The organism is Thioclava sp. JE_KL1, from assembly GCF_009296265.1.
Classification (GTDB): domain Bacteria; phylum Pseudomonadota; class Alphaproteobacteria; order Rhodobacterales; family Rhodobacteraceae; genus Thioclava.
Genome location: NZ_WBJS01000003.1, coordinates 129,024 through 142,962, shown reverse-complemented (window position 1 = coordinate 142,962; position 13,939 = coordinate 129,024). Strand labels below are relative to the sequence as shown.

11 protein-coding genes and 1 riboswitch are annotated in these 13,939 nt (G+C 66.5%); of the genes, 4 read left to right on the top strand and 7 right to left on the bottom strand.

What is annotated here, in order from left to right; all coding sequences use genetic code 11:
- Positions 1-40 precede the first annotated feature (40 nt).
- Both F8R15_RS06090 and F8R15_RS06085 read right to left on the bottom strand, forming a co-directional pair.
- Positions 41-3,184, bottom strand: coding sequence for an efflux RND transporter permease subunit (locus F8R15_RS06090; protein ID WP_152843970.1), 3,144 nt, complete (start codon positions 3,182-3,184; stop codon positions 41-43).
- A complete protein-coding gene (locus F8R15_RS06085; RefSeq protein ID WP_172976173.1) occupies positions 3,181-4,590 on the bottom strand; it encodes an efflux RND transporter periplasmic adaptor subunit in 1,410 nt (469 codons plus the stop codon). The genes F8R15_RS06090 and F8R15_RS06085 overlap by 4 nt, the downstream gene beginning before the upstream one ends.
- Before the next feature lie 221 nt (positions 4,591-4,811).
- Here F8R15_RS06085 and F8R15_RS06080 point away from each other — a divergent pair, with 221 nt between their 5' ends.
- From F8R15_RS06080 to F8R15_RS06065, 4 genes are read left to right on the top strand one after another with little or no spacing between them, the layout of a single operon-like run.
- The gene (locus tag F8R15_RS06080; RefSeq protein WP_152843968.1) at positions 4,812-5,717 is read left to right on the top strand and encodes an ABC transporter substrate-binding protein; all 906 of its coding nucleotides are present in this window, start codon (positions 4,812-4,814) and stop codon (positions 5,715-5,717) included.
- A gap of 38 nt (positions 5,718-5,755) precedes the next feature.
- Entirely contained in the window at positions 5,756-6,910 is a 1,155-nt protein-coding gene (locus F8R15_RS06075) for an ABC transporter permease (RefSeq protein ID WP_253732435.1), read from the top strand.
- Positions 6,907-7,842 (top strand): ABC transporter ATP-binding protein, encoded by a 936-nt coding sequence (locus F8R15_RS06070; protein WP_152843967.1) that lies wholly within the window; start codon positions 6,907-6,909, stop codon positions 7,840-7,842. Before F8R15_RS06075 ends, F8R15_RS06070 begins: the two co-directional genes overlap by 4 nt.
- A complete protein-coding gene (locus F8R15_RS06065; RefSeq protein ID WP_152843966.1) occupies positions 7,839-8,594 on the top strand; it encodes an ABC transporter permease in 756 nt (251 codons plus the stop codon). Before F8R15_RS06070 ends, F8R15_RS06065 begins: the two co-directional genes overlap by 4 nt.
- Before the next feature lie 58 nt (positions 8,595-8,652).
- On the opposite strand, the gene nrdF is transcribed toward F8R15_RS06065, so the two are convergent.
- The 5 genes from nrdF to F8R15_RS06040 all read right to left on the bottom strand — a co-directional run bounded on the left by nrdF (position 8,653) and on the right by F8R15_RS06040 (position 13,864).
- The gene (gene nrdF, locus F8R15_RS06060; protein ID WP_152843965.1) at positions 8,653-9,642 is read right to left on the bottom strand and encodes a class 1b ribonucleoside-diphosphate reductase subunit beta; all 990 of its coding nucleotides are present in this window, start codon (positions 9,640-9,642) and stop codon (positions 8,653-8,655) included.
- Positions 9,643-9,650: 8 nt separating this feature from the next.
- Positions 9,651-11,810: a class 1b ribonucleoside-diphosphate reductase subunit alpha gene (gene nrdE, locus F8R15_RS06055; RefSeq protein ID WP_305798606.1), complete on the bottom strand. Its 2,160-nt coding sequence runs from the start codon at positions 11,808-11,810 to the stop codon at positions 9,651-9,653.
- Positions 11,792-12,214: a class Ib ribonucleoside-diphosphate reductase assembly flavoprotein NrdI gene (gene nrdI, locus F8R15_RS06050; protein WP_152843964.1), complete on the bottom strand. Its 423-nt coding sequence runs from the start codon at positions 12,212-12,214 to the stop codon at positions 11,792-11,794. The genes nrdE and nrdI overlap by 19 nt, the downstream gene beginning before the upstream one ends.
- 12 nt (positions 12,215-12,226) lie before the next feature.
- Positions 12,227-12,448, bottom strand: coding sequence for a glutaredoxin-like protein NrdH (gene nrdH, locus F8R15_RS06045; RefSeq protein WP_078519183.1), 222 nt, complete (start codon positions 12,446-12,448; stop codon positions 12,227-12,229).
- A 93-nt stretch (positions 12,449-12,541) separates the two neighbouring features.
- Positions 12,542-12,737: riboswitch (cobalamin riboswitch) on the bottom strand.
- Positions 12,738-12,814: 77 nt separating this feature from the next.
- A complete protein-coding gene (locus F8R15_RS06040) occupies positions 12,815-13,864 on the bottom strand; it encodes a homocysteine S-methyltransferase family protein (protein ID WP_152843963.1) in 1,050 nt (349 codons plus the stop codon).
- Positions 13,865-13,939 lie beyond the last annotated feature (75 nt).

Here is a 13,939-nt window from a genome sequence, read left to right as displayed (position 1 = left end):
AGACCGACGCTCTCCGACCCAGATCGGGCGAAGACCTCCGTCAGACGCGCAGCGCGTCGGCGGGGTGCTCGACAGAGGGGGCCGTCTCCTCTGGCTCGGGATCGGCGGTGCGAATGCCGAAATCCTCGAGCACGGCGAGGATCGCCGGAGTCACGAAGAGCGACAGCACCGTCGCCGCGCTCAGACCGAAGGCGAGACTCGCCACGATCGGGCGCAGGAATTGCGCCTGCGTCGAGGTCTCCAGCAAAAGCGGGCCGAGCCCGACCACCGTCGTCAGCGAGGTTAGGAAGATCGCGCGGAAGCGGTCGCGCACGGCCTCCTTCCCGGCCTCGAGCATCGGGGTGCCGGTCGCACGTCGCTCGCCGATGAACGCGTCGAGCAGAATCGCATCGTTCACCACCACGCCCGCCAGCGTCGCCAGTCCCACGAGGCTCGGCAGCGAGAGCGGCAGGCCAAGCAGTACATGCCCCCACATCACGCCGATCAGGCTGAGCGGGATCGTCGCGATCACCGCGACGGGGCGGATGAAGCTGCCCATGTAAAAGGCCAGCAGCAGATAGACCCCGATCGCCCCCGCCGTCATGAAACGCACGAGCGACGCGCCGGTGGTCGCGGTGTCCTGTTCTTCGCCCAGAACCTGCACCTTCACGTCGGGGCGCTTTTGCGCCAGTTCGGGCAGGTAATCGGCCCGCATCGCCGCCATCAGCTCGCGCGAATTGGCCCGCGTCGGGTCGATCGTGCCCTGCACCGAGACCGCGCGCTGCCCGTTCACATGGGTGATCGTGGTGTAGCCGCGCGTCTCGCTGACCGTCGCCACCGCCGAGAGCGGCACCAGCGCCCCGTTCTTGCCGGGCACTCGCAGCGCCAGAACATCGCCGATAGCGCGCCGCTCGGAGGGTGCGAGCCGGGCCACGATATCGACCTGACCGCGCGCATCGGCGAAGCTGACGGCGCTGTCGCCCCGGAAGGCCGCGCGCAGCTCGCTCGCCAACGCGGCAGGCGTCACGCCCAGCAGGTTGGCCACCGCCGGTTTCATCCGCACCACCAGCTCGGGCTTGCCCGGCTGCAGATCGAAGGTCACATCACGCACCCCGTCGAAGCCACGGAAGAAGCGGCGCAGCTCGCGCGCGGTGGTCGCCAGTTCGGCCAGATCCGGGCCGGTCACCAGCAGGTCGATCGGTTTGCCACCTGCGCCGCGCTCTTTGTCGGTGATCCGGAAGGCGGCCATGTCGGGCATCTTGCCGACCAGCTGCTTCCAGCGGTCGAGCACCGTGCCGACATCGGTGGTGCGCGTCCCTGCGGGCAGCAGCGAGGCGCTCACCGTGGCCATGTTCGGCCCCGTGGTCGGGCTGTCGGCATTGCTGCCATAGGTGATCGTGTAGCTTCTGACGAGCGGCTGGCCGTCCGGCTGAGCGGGGCTCAGCTCGGCATCCATCTCCTTGAGCGCCTTGACGACCTTGCTTACCCGCGCCTCGGTCAGCGAGAGCGGCGCACCCGCGGGCAACAAAAGCCGCGCCTCGACCGTGTCGCTCTCCAGCGTCGGGAAGCTCTGGTATTTCAGGAAGCCCCCGGTGAAGGGCGCCACGGAAAGCGACACCAGCAAGATCGCGAGCCCCAGCGTCAGATAGCGCCAGCGCAGAGCGACCCCGGCAAGCGGCACGATGACACGGTCGCGCAGCCGCTCGAATGCGCCGTTGACCGCACGTTGCACGGGGCCGGGGCGCATGTCGTGTTTCAGCGAGTGGCGCATATGGGCGGGCAGGATCAGGAAGGCCTCGATCAGGCTGACCGTCAGCGTGATCAGCAGCACGATCGGGATGTATTTCAGCAGCGCGCCGATATTGCCGGTCAGGAAACTGAGCGGTCCGATCACCATCGCGGTCGTCAGGAAAGACGCCAGAACGCCGGGAAAGACCTGCATCGTGCCTTTGACGGCGGCGACACGGGCGGGCTCTCCCGTTTGTCGCCTGCGCACGATGTTTTCCGAGATCACGATCGCATCGTCCATCAACAGGCCCGTGGCGACCAGCAGCGCCACCATCGTCATCATGTTGATCGTGTAGCCGAGGAACTGCATCGCGAAGATCGCGCCGAGGAAGCTGATCGGCAGGCCCATCGCGACCCAGAAGGACATGCGCAGCCCGAAGAACAGCCACATCGCGACGAGCACGAGGATCAGGCCCTGCAACCCGTTGACCCCGATGATGCGCAGGCGTTCGACGATATTGCGCGTGGAATCCGCCGAGATAGCGAGCTGGATATTGCCCGGCGCCTCGGCCTGCGCCTGTGCCATCTCGCGATCGAGTGCGGCGCGCACCCGCAACGCATCCTGCGAGGCGGTTTTCTGGACCGAGACGATGGCAGCGCGCTTGCCGTCGAAATAGGTGGCCTGCGAGGGATCGGCGAAGCCTTCGCGGATCGTCGCGACATCACCCAGCCGCACCTCGCCGCCCGCGGCACTGCCCGCAATCGGGATCTGCGCCAGCTCGGCGGGCGTGCGCCTCTCGCCGAGGAAGCGGATCGCCACCTCGCCCGAGCGCCCTTCGAGCGAACCCGCGGGCATGTCGAGGCTGTAGCGCGCCAGCGTCGCACCGACGGAGCCCATGTCGAGCCCGAAACGCTCCAGCGCGGCGCGGTCGAACTCGATCGCGATCTCGCGGTCGGAGAAGCCGTTCACCGAGACCAGCGAGATCGCGGGATCGGCGCGCAGCTGATCGGCGAAGCTTTGGGCATAGGCGTAGAGCACCGCCGGATCGTCCGGCCCGGTCACCGCCACCGACGAGACAGAGGCGGTGCGCTCGACGATCTGCACCACCGGATCGTCGGCCTTGTCGGGGAAGGAATTGATCCCGTCCACCGCATCCTTGATGTCGTTGTAGAAGCGCGTCATGTCCGCGCCCTCGATCATCTCGGCGGTGATCTGGGCGCTGTTGTCGCGCGCGAGGCAGGTCAGTTTCGCAAGGTTCTCGACCCGCGTCAGGACCGGATCGGTCACGGTGCAGATGCCGGTCTCGACCTCCGAAGGGGCGGCGCCGGGATAGGTGATGCGGACCGAGACATCCGAGGGCGGCGTGGCCGGGAAAGTGTCGCGCTGCAAGCTCGGCAGCGCCATGAGCCCGAGCCCCGCAATCGCGATCATCGCGATATTGGCCGCCGTGCGGTGACCAGCGAAAAGCGCGATCATTGCGCATCTCCCGCGGGCTTGGCGGCGCTGTCTCCGCTCGGTGCGGCGTCGCCTTCGGGCGCGGCACCCTTGCCGCCGCCGCCACCTCCGCCGCCACCGCTGCCCGGTTGCGGGCTGGTGGCCGTCTGGCCAAGCGCCTCGGCGGCGATCTCGGCCCTGCGCGCCTCATCCTCGGTCGCCTTGACCGTCATGCCCGGCACGGCGATCGAAGGATCGGTGACGACCAGCTTGTCGCCCGCCTTGAGGCCTTGCGCGATCACCGCCAGATCGCCCGAGACGAAGCTGGTCTTCACCGCGCGCTTCTCCAGCGTGCCATCTTCCGCAACGACCATCGCACTCCCGCCCGCGACCGCCTCGGCGGGCACGACGAGCAGGCTCTGCTTCGGGGCGGCGAGTTCCACCGCGACGACCATGTTGCGCCGCAGGGGCGGGCGCTCGCCCGCCTGTGCCTGACCCAGCGGATCGTCGACGCGCACCACGACGGGCGCGCTTTGCGTGGTCTCGTCGATAGCTTCGCCCATTCGCTCGACCTTGGCCTTCCAGACAATGGGATGCTCGGGCTCGGGCAGGGTGACGCGCGCCTTTAGATCGGTGACCTTGGTGCCATCGCCCGCGAGCCGGAGCAGGGGCCCCATCCGCCCGATCGGGAATTGCGCAGAAATATCTACCGCCGCGACGCCTTCGCCACTCAGCAGAACCTGACCGCGATTGACATATTGGCCGAGATCCGCGTCCAGCGAATTGACCCGCAGCTCGAAAGGCGCCGAGATCGTCGAGAGCCCAATGGACCGGTCGATCGTCGCCGCCTGCGTAACGAGCACCTCGCGTTCGGCCTCGTTCAGCTTCAGCTGGCTCTCGAGATCGGTCACCTTGGTCTGCGCGGTTAGCTGCTGGCGGCGCGCCGCGTCGAGCTGGGGCTGGGTGATCCGGCCCAGATCGTGCAGCGTCTTCTGGCGGTCGAGCTCGTCCTGCGCGAGCGCAAGGTCGGAGCGCGCCAGTTCGAGGCTTGTGCGCACCGTGTCATCCTTGACCTTGGAGGCCGCGACCTGCGCCTCGAGACTGGCGCGCTGCAGTTTCAGATCGCTGTCGTCGATGGTGAAAAGCGGCGTGTCCTTGGCCACGATATCGCCCGGCGCAAGCGGTTTGGCGATGTCGCGGATTTCCCCCTCGATCCGGGCGACAGCGCGCCATTCGCGCACCGGCGCGACCGTGCCATAGCCGGTGACGCGCGGGATCATCTCGATGGGCGCGAGCGTGATCACCCGCACCAGCGCGGCGGGGCGGTTCGCCTCGCTCGGGCTGGGTAGAGATTTCAGATCGCCCGCAAAAACAATCGCCGCCACACCAAGTGCGCTCGGCACCGCCACCATCGCGAGCCGTGCGAGGCCCGTACCAATTCCAACCATGACGTCCCTCTTCGCGCATGTCTTTTGACTACTTATGCAAACCTTGGCGCGCCGGGCTAGCGCAAATGTGACGCACCCCCTGAAAGGCCCCGTAGCCGGGTCGGCGCGTCGCATGCGGCTGGTGGGTCGCGGGAGGCTTGGCGGGCGCGGGTCGGGCCCTACCTCAAGCAGGATCACGTCTCGAGACACGCACAGACATCAGTCAGGGAGCCAGACCAGCCATGAAATATCCTCTCATCGTGGCCGCCGCGGTTTTCGGGGGCGCGCTTGCCTCCGCCGCGCAGGCCGATATCACCGTCTCCTCCAAGATCGACACCGAAGGCGGTCTCTTGGGCAATATCATCGCACTGTCGCTGGAAAATGCCGGAATGCCGGTCGAGCGGCGGTTGCAGCTGGGCGGCACGCAGGTCGTGCGCAAGGCTATCCTCGCGGGCCAGATCGACATCTACCCCGAATACACCGGCAACGCGGCCTATTTCTTCAACGAGGCCGATAGCGACATCTGGAAGGATGCCACGAAGGCGCATGACCGCGCCGCCGAACTGGACAAGCAGAACGATATCACATGGCTCGACTCCGCGCCTGCCAACAACACCTGGGCGATTGCCGTAACGGGCGATCTGGCCAAGGAGAACAACCTCACCACCATGTCCGATTTCGGCAAATGGGTGTCGAATGGCGGCGACGTGAAGCTCGCAGCCTCGACCGAGTTCGTCTCGTCCCCCGCCGTGCTGCCCGCGATGCAGACGGCCTACGGGTTCAAGCTGAGCCCCGACCAGACCGTGGTTCTGTCGGGCGGTGACACGGCGGCGACCATTCAGGCTGCGGCGCGCGGCACGTCCGGCGTGAACGCGGCGATGGCCTATGGCACCGATGGTGGTGTCGGCGCGGCGGGGCTCGTCGTGATGGAAGACGACAAGGGCGTGCAGCCGGTCTACGAGCCGACCCCGATCGTGCGCGACGCGGCTTTGAAGGAATATCCGAAGATCCCCGAGGTGCTGAACCCGATCTTCGACAAGCTCGACATGCAGACGCTGCAAAAGCTCAACGGTCGTATTCAGGTCGGCGGTGAGCCCGCCGAGGCGGTCGCGAAGGACTACCTGACGCAGATCGGAGTGCTGAACTGACTGCGGCGGCGCGCAAACGGGCGGGCAAAGGCTCCGCGATGGCGGGGCTGTCGCCGCCGGGCGTGCTGTTCGCGGTGTTGGGTCTGGCCGCGATCTTCGCGCCCTTCATGACCTTGGCGGCGAACCGGATCGTCGCCGGTGAGGGCAGGGCGCTCTGGACCCTCGCCGCGCCGCAGATCACAGGGCCGGGCATTGCGCTGATGCTGCTCGGGCTTGCCTTGGGGCTGCCTGCCGCGCGGCCCTTTCTGCGTATCGCGGGGGCTGCGCTTGGCCTTGCGGGGCTGGTCTGGCTGCTGGTTCTCGGCGCGGCGTCGCTGCTCGCGGAGGCGGGAGACTATGCCCGCGTCTCTCCGGCGGCGGGCTTCTGGTGCCTGCTGGTGGTCTTCGCGCTGATGATGGCCGATGCGCTTTCCGCGCTGTCGCCGGGGCCTGCCGCGCGGGCCGGGCTGCTGGTGCTGGTGCTCGCGCTGATCGGCGCGCTGCTGTGGTCTGGCGCGCTGAGCGACCTGTCCATCGCGCAGGAATTCGCGAGCCGCAAGGATGCTTTCTACAGCGCCAGCCTGCGCCATCTGGGCCTTGCCTTCGGCTCGCTTCTGGCGGCGGCGGTGATTGGCCTGCCGCTGGGCGTGATGTCTCACCGCAACGCCGGGCTGCGCCGCGCACTCCTTCCGGTGCTGAGCTTCTTGCAGACGATCCCCTCGCTCGCGATGTTCGGGATCATGATCCCGGTGCTGAGCTGGCTGAGCGGTGTCATCCCCGGCGCCCGCGCGATCGGCATCGCCGGGATCGGCTTCGCGCCGGCCTTCCTCGCGCTCACCCTCTATTCGCTGCTGCCCGTGGTCGCCAATGTGCTGGCCGGGCTGCGCACCGCGCCCGCCGCCACGCTTGAGGCCGCGCGCGGGATGGGCATGACATGGCGCCAGCGCCTGACCCGGGTGGAGCTGCCGCTGGGCCTGCCGGTGGTGCTGGCGGGGCTGCGCATCGTGCTGGTGCAGAATATCGGGCTGGCGGTGATCGCCGGGCTGATTGGCGGCGGCGGCTACGGCACCTTCGTGTTTCAGGGCCTCAACCAGACGGCGGGTGACCTGATCTTGCTGGGCGCATTGCCCACCGTCGCGCTGGCGCTGATCTCGGCCATCGCGATGGACATCCTCGTCGAAGTGACGACCCCCCGAACGGAGCGTGAAGAATGATCGAAATCGACGAGATCACGAAGCTCTATGAGGGCACGGCAGCGGTGGACCACGTCTCGATGACGGTCGAGACCGGGACGATCACGGTGATCGTGGGCACCTCCGGCTCGGGCAAGACCACGCTTCTGCGGATGATCAACCGGCTGATCGAACCGAGTTCCGGCGAGGTGCGGATCAATGGCGAATCCACCGCTGCGCTGCCCAAGCACGAGCTGCGCCGCCGGATCGGTTACGTCATTCAGGGCGACGGGCTGTTTCCGCATTACACGATCGCGGGCAATATCGGCGCGGTGCCCAAGCTGCTCGGCTGGTCCAGAGACAAGACGCGCGCGCGTGTCGACGAGTTGCTGGACCTGTTCTCGATGGAGCCCGCGCAGTTTCGCGACCGCTACCCGGCGGAGCTGTCGGGCGGCCAGCAACAGCGCGTGGGCGTGGCGCGCGCTCTCGCCTCGCGGCCCGATCTGCTGCTGATGGACGAGCCCTTCGGCGCGCTCGACCCGATCATCCGGGCCCGGGCGCAAGCCGATCTGCGGCATATCCAGCGGCAGCTCGGTTCGACCATCGTGCTCGTGACGCATGACATGGAAGAGGCGATCCATCTGGGCGACCGGGTAGCGGTGATGGATGGCGGCAAGCTGCTGCAACATGGCACGCCCGCCGAGATCATCGCCGCGCCCGCCACCGATTTCGTCGCTCAGATGGTGGGCGGGGTCGATCGTCCGCTGCGGCTTTTGTCGCTGATCCCGGTCTCGGACGTGCTGGAAGACGGCGCCGCCGAGGGCGAGCCCATCGCGCCCGACACGAGCCTGCGCGATGCGCTTTCACTGTGCCTCTGGCGCGGCGTCGAGGCGCTGCCGGTGGCCGACGGGGACCGCCCGCTTGGCCGGGTGACGCTGGCCACGATCCGCGCCCGCGCGGCGGAGCTGGCATGAGCCGTAGCGGCGCGATCCGGGCTGCCTGCGTGGCGCTCTTGCTGGCGCTGGTCCTGCGTCCGCATTGGTTCGCGCCGGTCTTCGCGCCCTTCGCCCCGGCGGGCGGTCCGGTGATCTACGAGCGCGCCTCGATCCTGTCGCTCTCGCTGAGCCATCTGGGGCTGGTGGCACTGGCCTCGGGGTTGGCGACGCTCGTCGCGGTGGGCCTTGCCATCCTCGTGACGCGGCCTGCGGGCGCGGCCTTCCTGCCGCTGTCGCGCACGATCACCAATATCGGGCAGACCTTCCCGCCCGTGGCGGTGCTGGCGCTGGCGGTACCCGCGCTCGGTTTCGGGGCCGGGCCGACGCTGGTGGCGCTGTTCCTCTACGGGTTGCTGCCGATCTTCGAGACGGCCATCGCGGGGCTCTCGACCCTGCCGCCCGCGACGATGGAGGCCGCCCGCGGCATCGGCCTGACCCGCTGGCAACGTCTGATCCGGGTGGAACTGCCGCTGGCCCTGCCGGTAATCCTGACGGGCATCCGGCTGTCGGTGGTGATCGCGATCGGCACGGCGACGGTCGGCTCCACCGTGGCCGCGCGGACCTTGGGCGAGGTGATCATCGCGGGGCTTCTAACCAGCAACACCGCCTTCGTGTTGCAAGGCGGCGTGATCGTGGGGCTGTTCGCGGTGCTCGTCTACGACGCGCTGAGCCTGTTGGAGACCGCTCTGACGCGGCGATTGGGCAGGCAACCCGCCGGGGCCGATACCTGAAACCGGACAGGCTCGAGGAGCGACCCGCGCCCCGTCTGAGGCGCGGGCGGCGGCGGGCTCAGAACGCCCAGTCCTCGTCCTCGGTCGCGACCGCCTTGCCGATCACGTAGCTCGACCCAGAGCCTGAGAAGAAGTCATGGTTCTCGTCCGATCCGGGCGAGAGCGCGGCGAGGATCGCCGGGTTCACGCGGGTGGCCTCGTCGGGGAACAGCGCCTCGTAGCCGAGGTTCTGCAGCGCCTTGTTGGCGTTGTAATGCAGGAAATGCTTCACATCCTCGGTCAGCCCCAGACCGTCGTAGAGCTGCTCGGTGTAGCGGCCCTCGATGTCATAGAGGTCGAACATCAGCGAGAAGGCGAAATCCTTGATCTCCGCGCGCTCGGCCTCGGTCACATGCTCCAGCGCGCGCTGGAACTTGTAGCCGATATAATAGCCGTGGATCGCCTCGTCGCGGATGATCAGGCGGATCAGGTCGGCGGTGTTGGTCAGGCGCGCGCGGCTCGACCAGTGCATCGGCAGGTAGAAGCCCGAATAGAACAGGAAGCTCTCGAGGAAGACGCTCGCCACCTTGCGCTTCAGCGGGCTCGCGGGGGCGTCGTATTCGTCGAGGATCAGCCGCGACTTTGCCTGCAGGTGCGGGTTCTCCTGCGACCAGCGGAAGGCCTCGTCGACCTCGGCCGTATTGCACAGTGTCGAGAAGACAGACGAATAGCTGCGCGCATGGACCGCCTCCATGAAGGCGATGTTGGACAGCACAGCTTCCTCATGGGGCGTCGCGGCATCGGCCATCAGCGCGGGCGCGCCGACTGTGTTCTGGATCGTGTCCAGCAGCGTCAGCCCGGTGAAGACCCGGATCGTGAGGGTCTGTTCGTCCTCGGTCAGCTGCGACCAGCTTTGAATGTCATTCGACAGCGGCACCTTCTCGGGCAGCCAGAAATTCGAGGTCAGGCGGTTCCAGACTTCGAGGTCCTTGTCGTCCTGAAGCCGGTTCCAGTTGAGGGCGCGCGGAACAGGCCGGGGAACGGGGCGGGGCGTGTGCAGATCTTTCATGGCGGGCCTCACAGGGAACAGGAAACACAGCCCTGCACCTCGGTCCCCTCAAGGGCCGCTTGGCGCAGGCGGATGTAGTAGATGGTCTTGATGCCGCGCCGCCATGCGTAGATCTGGGCGCGGTTGATGTCGCGGGTCGTGGCCTCGGCGGGGAAGAACAGCGTCAGCGAGAGCCCCTGATCGACATGTTCGGTCGCGGCGGCATAGGTGTCGATGATCGCCTCGGGGCCGATCTGATAGGCGTCGCGGTAGAACTCCAGATTGTCGTTCGTCATGTAGGGCGCGGGGTAATAAACCCGGCCGATCTTGCCTTCCTTGCGGATCTCGATCTTCGCGGTGATCGGGTGGATCGAGGCGGTGGCGTTGTTGATATAGCTGATCGAGCCGGTGGGCGGCACGGCTTGCAGGTTGCGGTTCCACAGGCCGGTTGCCATCACCCGGTCGCGCAGGGCGGCCCAGTCGGCGCGCGAGGGCAGGGTGATCCCGAAGCGGTCGAAGAGGGCGGTGACGGGTTCGCTTTCAGGCAACCAGTCGCGGGTCACGTATTTTTCGAAGAAGCTGCCATCGGCATAGGCGGACGCCTCGAACCCCTTGAAGCTGCGGCCATGTTCGGTCGCCAGTCGGTTCGATTCCGCCAGCGCGTGATAGGCCACGGCGGCGAAATAGACCGAAGTAAACTCGATCCCCTCGGGGCTGCCATACTGGATGCGCTCGCGGGCGAGGAAACCGTGCAGGTTCATCTGGCCCAGACCGATCGCGTGGCTTTCCTCGTTGCCCTTGCGGATCGAGGGGACGGCGTTGATCGCGCTCATTTCCGACACCGCCGAGAGCGCCCGGATAGCGGCCCCGACGCTCGCGCCCAGATCGCCGCCATCCATCACCTTCGCGATGTTGAGCGAGCCCAGATTGCACGAGATATCCGTGCCCATCCGCGCATAGCCTAAGTCTTCGTCGAATTCCGAAGGCTCGGCCACCTGCAGGATTTCCGAACACAGGTTCGACATCGTGATCCGCCCCGCGATCGGGTTGGCGCGGTTCACCGTGTCCTCGAACATGATGTAGGGATAGCCGCTTTCAAACTGGATCTCGGCCAGTGTCTGGAAGAAGGCGCGGGCGTTGATCTTGCGTTTGCGGATGCGCGCGTCATCGACCATCTCGTGATATTTCTCGGTCACGGAAATCTCCGAGAAGGCGCAGCCATAGACCCGCTCCACGTCATGGGGCGAGAAGAGATACATCTCCTCGTTTTTCTTCGCGAGATCGAAGGTGATATCGGGGATGACCACGCCGAGGCTCAGCGTCTTGATGCGGATCTTCTCGTCGGCATTCTCGCGCTTGGTGTCGAGGAAGCGCAGGATGTCGGGGTGATGGGCGTGCAGATAGACCGCGCCCGCACCCTGACGCGCGCCCAACTGGTTGGCATAGCTGAAACTGTCTTCGAGCAGCTTCATCACCGGGATCACGCCCGAGGACTGGTTCTCGATCCCTTTGATCGGCGCGCCATATTCGCGGATATTGGTCAGCATCAGGGCCACGCCGCCGCCGCGCTTCGACAGTTGCAGCGCCGAGTTGATGCCGCGCCCGATGCTTTCCATGTTGTCTTCCAGCCGCAGCAGGAAACACGACACGAATTCGCCCCGCGCCTTTTTGCCCGCATTGAGGAAGGTGGGCGTCGCGGGCTGGAAACGCCCCGCCAGCATCTCCTCCATCAGCCGCATCGCCAGCGCCTCGTCGCCGCGCGCCAGCGTCAGCGCCACCATCACCACGCGGTCCTCGTAGCGTTCGAGATAGCGCTGCCCGTCGCGGGTCTTCAGCGTGTAGGAGGTGTAATATTTGAAGGCGCCGAGGAAGGTCGGAAAGCGGAACTTGGCGGCAAAGGCCGCGTCCCAGATCGCGCGCTGGAAGTTGCGCGAATACTGATCGAGCACGGCGGCGTCGTAATAGCCTTCCTCCACCAGATAGCCGAGCTTCTCGTCCAGCGAATGGAAGAACACCGTGTTCTGGTTCACATGGCGCAGGAAATATTGCCGCGCCGCCATCCGGTCGGCGTCGAAGCGGATATTGCCCTCCGCGTCATAGAGATTGAGCATCGCGTTGAGCGCGTGGTGATCAAGCCCCGCGAATTCCGAGGCCATGGCCCCGCTCGGTTTCACGTCGCTATCGAGCATTCCTGCCTCCAGAAGGTTTCGAGACCCGCGCGCACGCGGTCGATGTCACTGTCCGTGCCTGCCAGCTCGAACCGGTAGAGCACGGGGATATTGCATTTGCGCGCCAGCAGATCGCCCGCGCAGGCGAAGAGCGCGCCGAAATTGCGATTGCCGCTGGCGATGACGCCGCGCAGGCCCGCGCGGCGGGTGGGGTCGTTGAGAAAGGCGATGACCGGTTTCGCAACCGCGCCGCGCCCCTTGCCGTCGGCATAGCTCGGGCAGATCAGGACGTAGGGGCCGGAGGGCGTCGGCATCGGGGCGTCTGCCGAGACGGGCAAGCGCAGCGCGGGCAGGCCCAGCCGCTCCACGAAGCGCTGTGTGTTGCCCGATGCCGAGGAGAAATAGATCAGCCTTGCCTGTCCCATCGCGGCTAGGTCTCAGGCCAGCCGGTTGATCATGTCGGGGCGAAAGCCCGCCCAGTGATCCTCGTTCGCGATCACGACCGGGGCCTGCCGGTAGCCGAGGTCCTGCACCATCTCCATCGCGGCGGCGTCCTCGGTGAGGTCGATCACGTTGTAATCGATCCCCTTGGCATCGAGCGCGCGGGTCGTGGCGGTGCATTGCACGCAGGCCGGTTTCGAATAGACGGTGATGGTCATGTTCTGTCCCTTTGTTTGCTGTCGGCAGCGCGGGACAAGGCTCGTGGGCAGGGCGCAAAGCGAACTGCCACGCGCCCGGGCCCTCCGCCGCGGTCGTCGTCTATCTGCTCTGGCAGGTCTCCTGGCTCGCGGCTCGAGCGCCTCTCGGTCCGTCTTCCCGGCGCATCGCACCAGTGACATTCGGACATCAGGCTCGCCGCTTACAGTTGCGGGGGCAGCGCCGGAATTTCACCGGCTTCCCTCTTCGCCTGCGGAGTGACTCGCAGGAACCAAAGCAACATCATATTGGGATGCATGGTGTAGTGGTGTCAATATATAGATTTCCCTGCCGCGCGAAACTCTCGCGCGACAGGGCAGCTTCAAGCCTCAGGCCCCGTTGCCGAGCGCCCGGATATGCGCCGGGAGGCGGGCGTTCTGGCCATACATGAAGTGGTTCTCCATGCGCTCCGAGAAGCGGCTGGCCTCGGTCTCGCGACCCACGGCCTCGGCCATTTCGCGGATATGCATCGGGCTCGCCCCGCAGCACACGCCGAGGTAATTCACCCCGATCGCCTGCGCCTCACGCGCGAAGGCGCCGATCTCGTAGCGGTTGCAGGCCAGCGGATCGAGCGCGGTCGGGAAGGTCCGGCCATGCGGCGAGGGGCAGGTGCAGCCGTTGTGATCGGAGAGGTTGAAGAAGGTGGGCTCATCCTTCGTGGTCCGGTAAGGCACGGGCAGGGCGCCGACATGGCAGCTCACCGCCGCGCGCACCTTGCGCAGCCACGGCATCATTGTCTGCGGCCCGCGGAAGCAGTTCAGCCCGACGACATCTGCGCCCGCCTGTTCGAGCTGCTGGCAGGTCTCGACGATGCCAACCCCGTCCATCATCTCGTTGCCCGCCATCGGCGCCAGCGTCAGCACCACCGGCAGACCTGACGCCTTCGCGGCCTCGAGCGCACAGAGCGCCTCGCCCGCGTAGTAGAAGGTCTCGCCGATAATGATATCCGCGCCTTCCTCGACCGCCCAGCCGATCATCTCGTCGAACATCGCACGCACCTCGGCCTGTCGCGCCGGATCGGTGGGGTCCCAGATATTCGTGTTCGAGATATTGCCCGCCATCAGGTTGCCGGTCTTCGCATTGGCAACCTCGCGCGCGATCTTCAGCGCCGCACGGTTGAGCGGCTCCAGCAGGTCTTCCTTGCCGATCACGCGCATCTTCTCGCGGTGGCCGTTATAGGTGAAGGCCTCGACGATATCGCTGCCAGCGCGCTGGAAATCGACATGCAGATTGCGCAGCGCCTGCGGGTATTCGAGCGCCACCTCGGGCACGAATTCCCCGGCGGTCAGATAGCCGCGTCGTTCCAGTTCGAACAGGAAGCCCTCGGCGCAGATCACCGGGCGCGCGTCGAGCAGACGGGTCAGTTTGTTGTCATTCATGGAGAGATCCTCTCAGTTCATCCATGACCATCGTTTGGAAAAGCCGAGCCTCACAGGAAACGGAGTGCCGTTTCC

Excerpts from the sequence above, each read along its gene's own strand:
- nrdI (WP_152843964.1), bottom strand. The coding sequence starts at position 12,214 with ATGGGACAGGCAAGGCTGATCTATTTCTCCTCGGCATCGGGCAACACA.
- F8R15_RS06040 (WP_152843963.1), bottom strand. The coding sequence starts at position 13,864 with ATGAATGACAACAAACTGACCCGTCTGCTCGACGCGCGCCCGGTGATC.
- F8R15_RS06090 (WP_152843970.1), bottom strand. The coding sequence starts at position 3,184 with ATGATCGCGCTTTTCGCTGGTCACCGCACGGCGGCCAATATCGCGATG.
- nrdF (WP_152843965.1), bottom strand. The coding sequence starts at position 9,642 with ATGAAAGATCTGCACACGCCCCGCCCCGTTCCCCGGCCTGTTCCGCGC.
- F8R15_RS06075 (WP_253732435.1), top strand. The coding sequence starts at position 5,756 with ATGGCGGGGCTGTCGCCGCCGGGCGTGCTGTTCGCGGTGTTGGGTCTG.
- F8R15_RS06085 (WP_172976173.1), bottom strand. The coding sequence starts at position 4,590 with ATGGTTGGAATTGGTACGGGCCTCGCACGGCTCGCGATGGTGGCGGTG.
- F8R15_RS06080 (WP_152843968.1), top strand. The coding sequence starts at position 4,812 with ATGAAATATCCTCTCATCGTGGCCGCCGCGGTTTTCGGGGGCGCGCTT.
- nrdE (WP_305798606.1), bottom strand. The coding sequence starts at position 11,810 with ATGCTCGATAGCGACGTGAAACCGAGCGGGGCCATGGCCTCGGAATTC.
- F8R15_RS06070 (WP_152843967.1), top strand. The coding sequence starts at position 6,907 with ATGATCGAAATCGACGAGATCACGAAGCTCTATGAGGGCACGGCAGCG.
- nrdH (WP_078519183.1), bottom strand. The coding sequence starts at position 12,448 with ATGACCATCACCGTCTATTCGAAACCGGCCTGCGTGCAATGCACCGCC.
- F8R15_RS06065 (WP_152843966.1), top strand. The coding sequence starts at position 7,839 with ATGAGCCGTAGCGGCGCGATCCGGGCTGCCTGCGTGGCGCTCTTGCTG.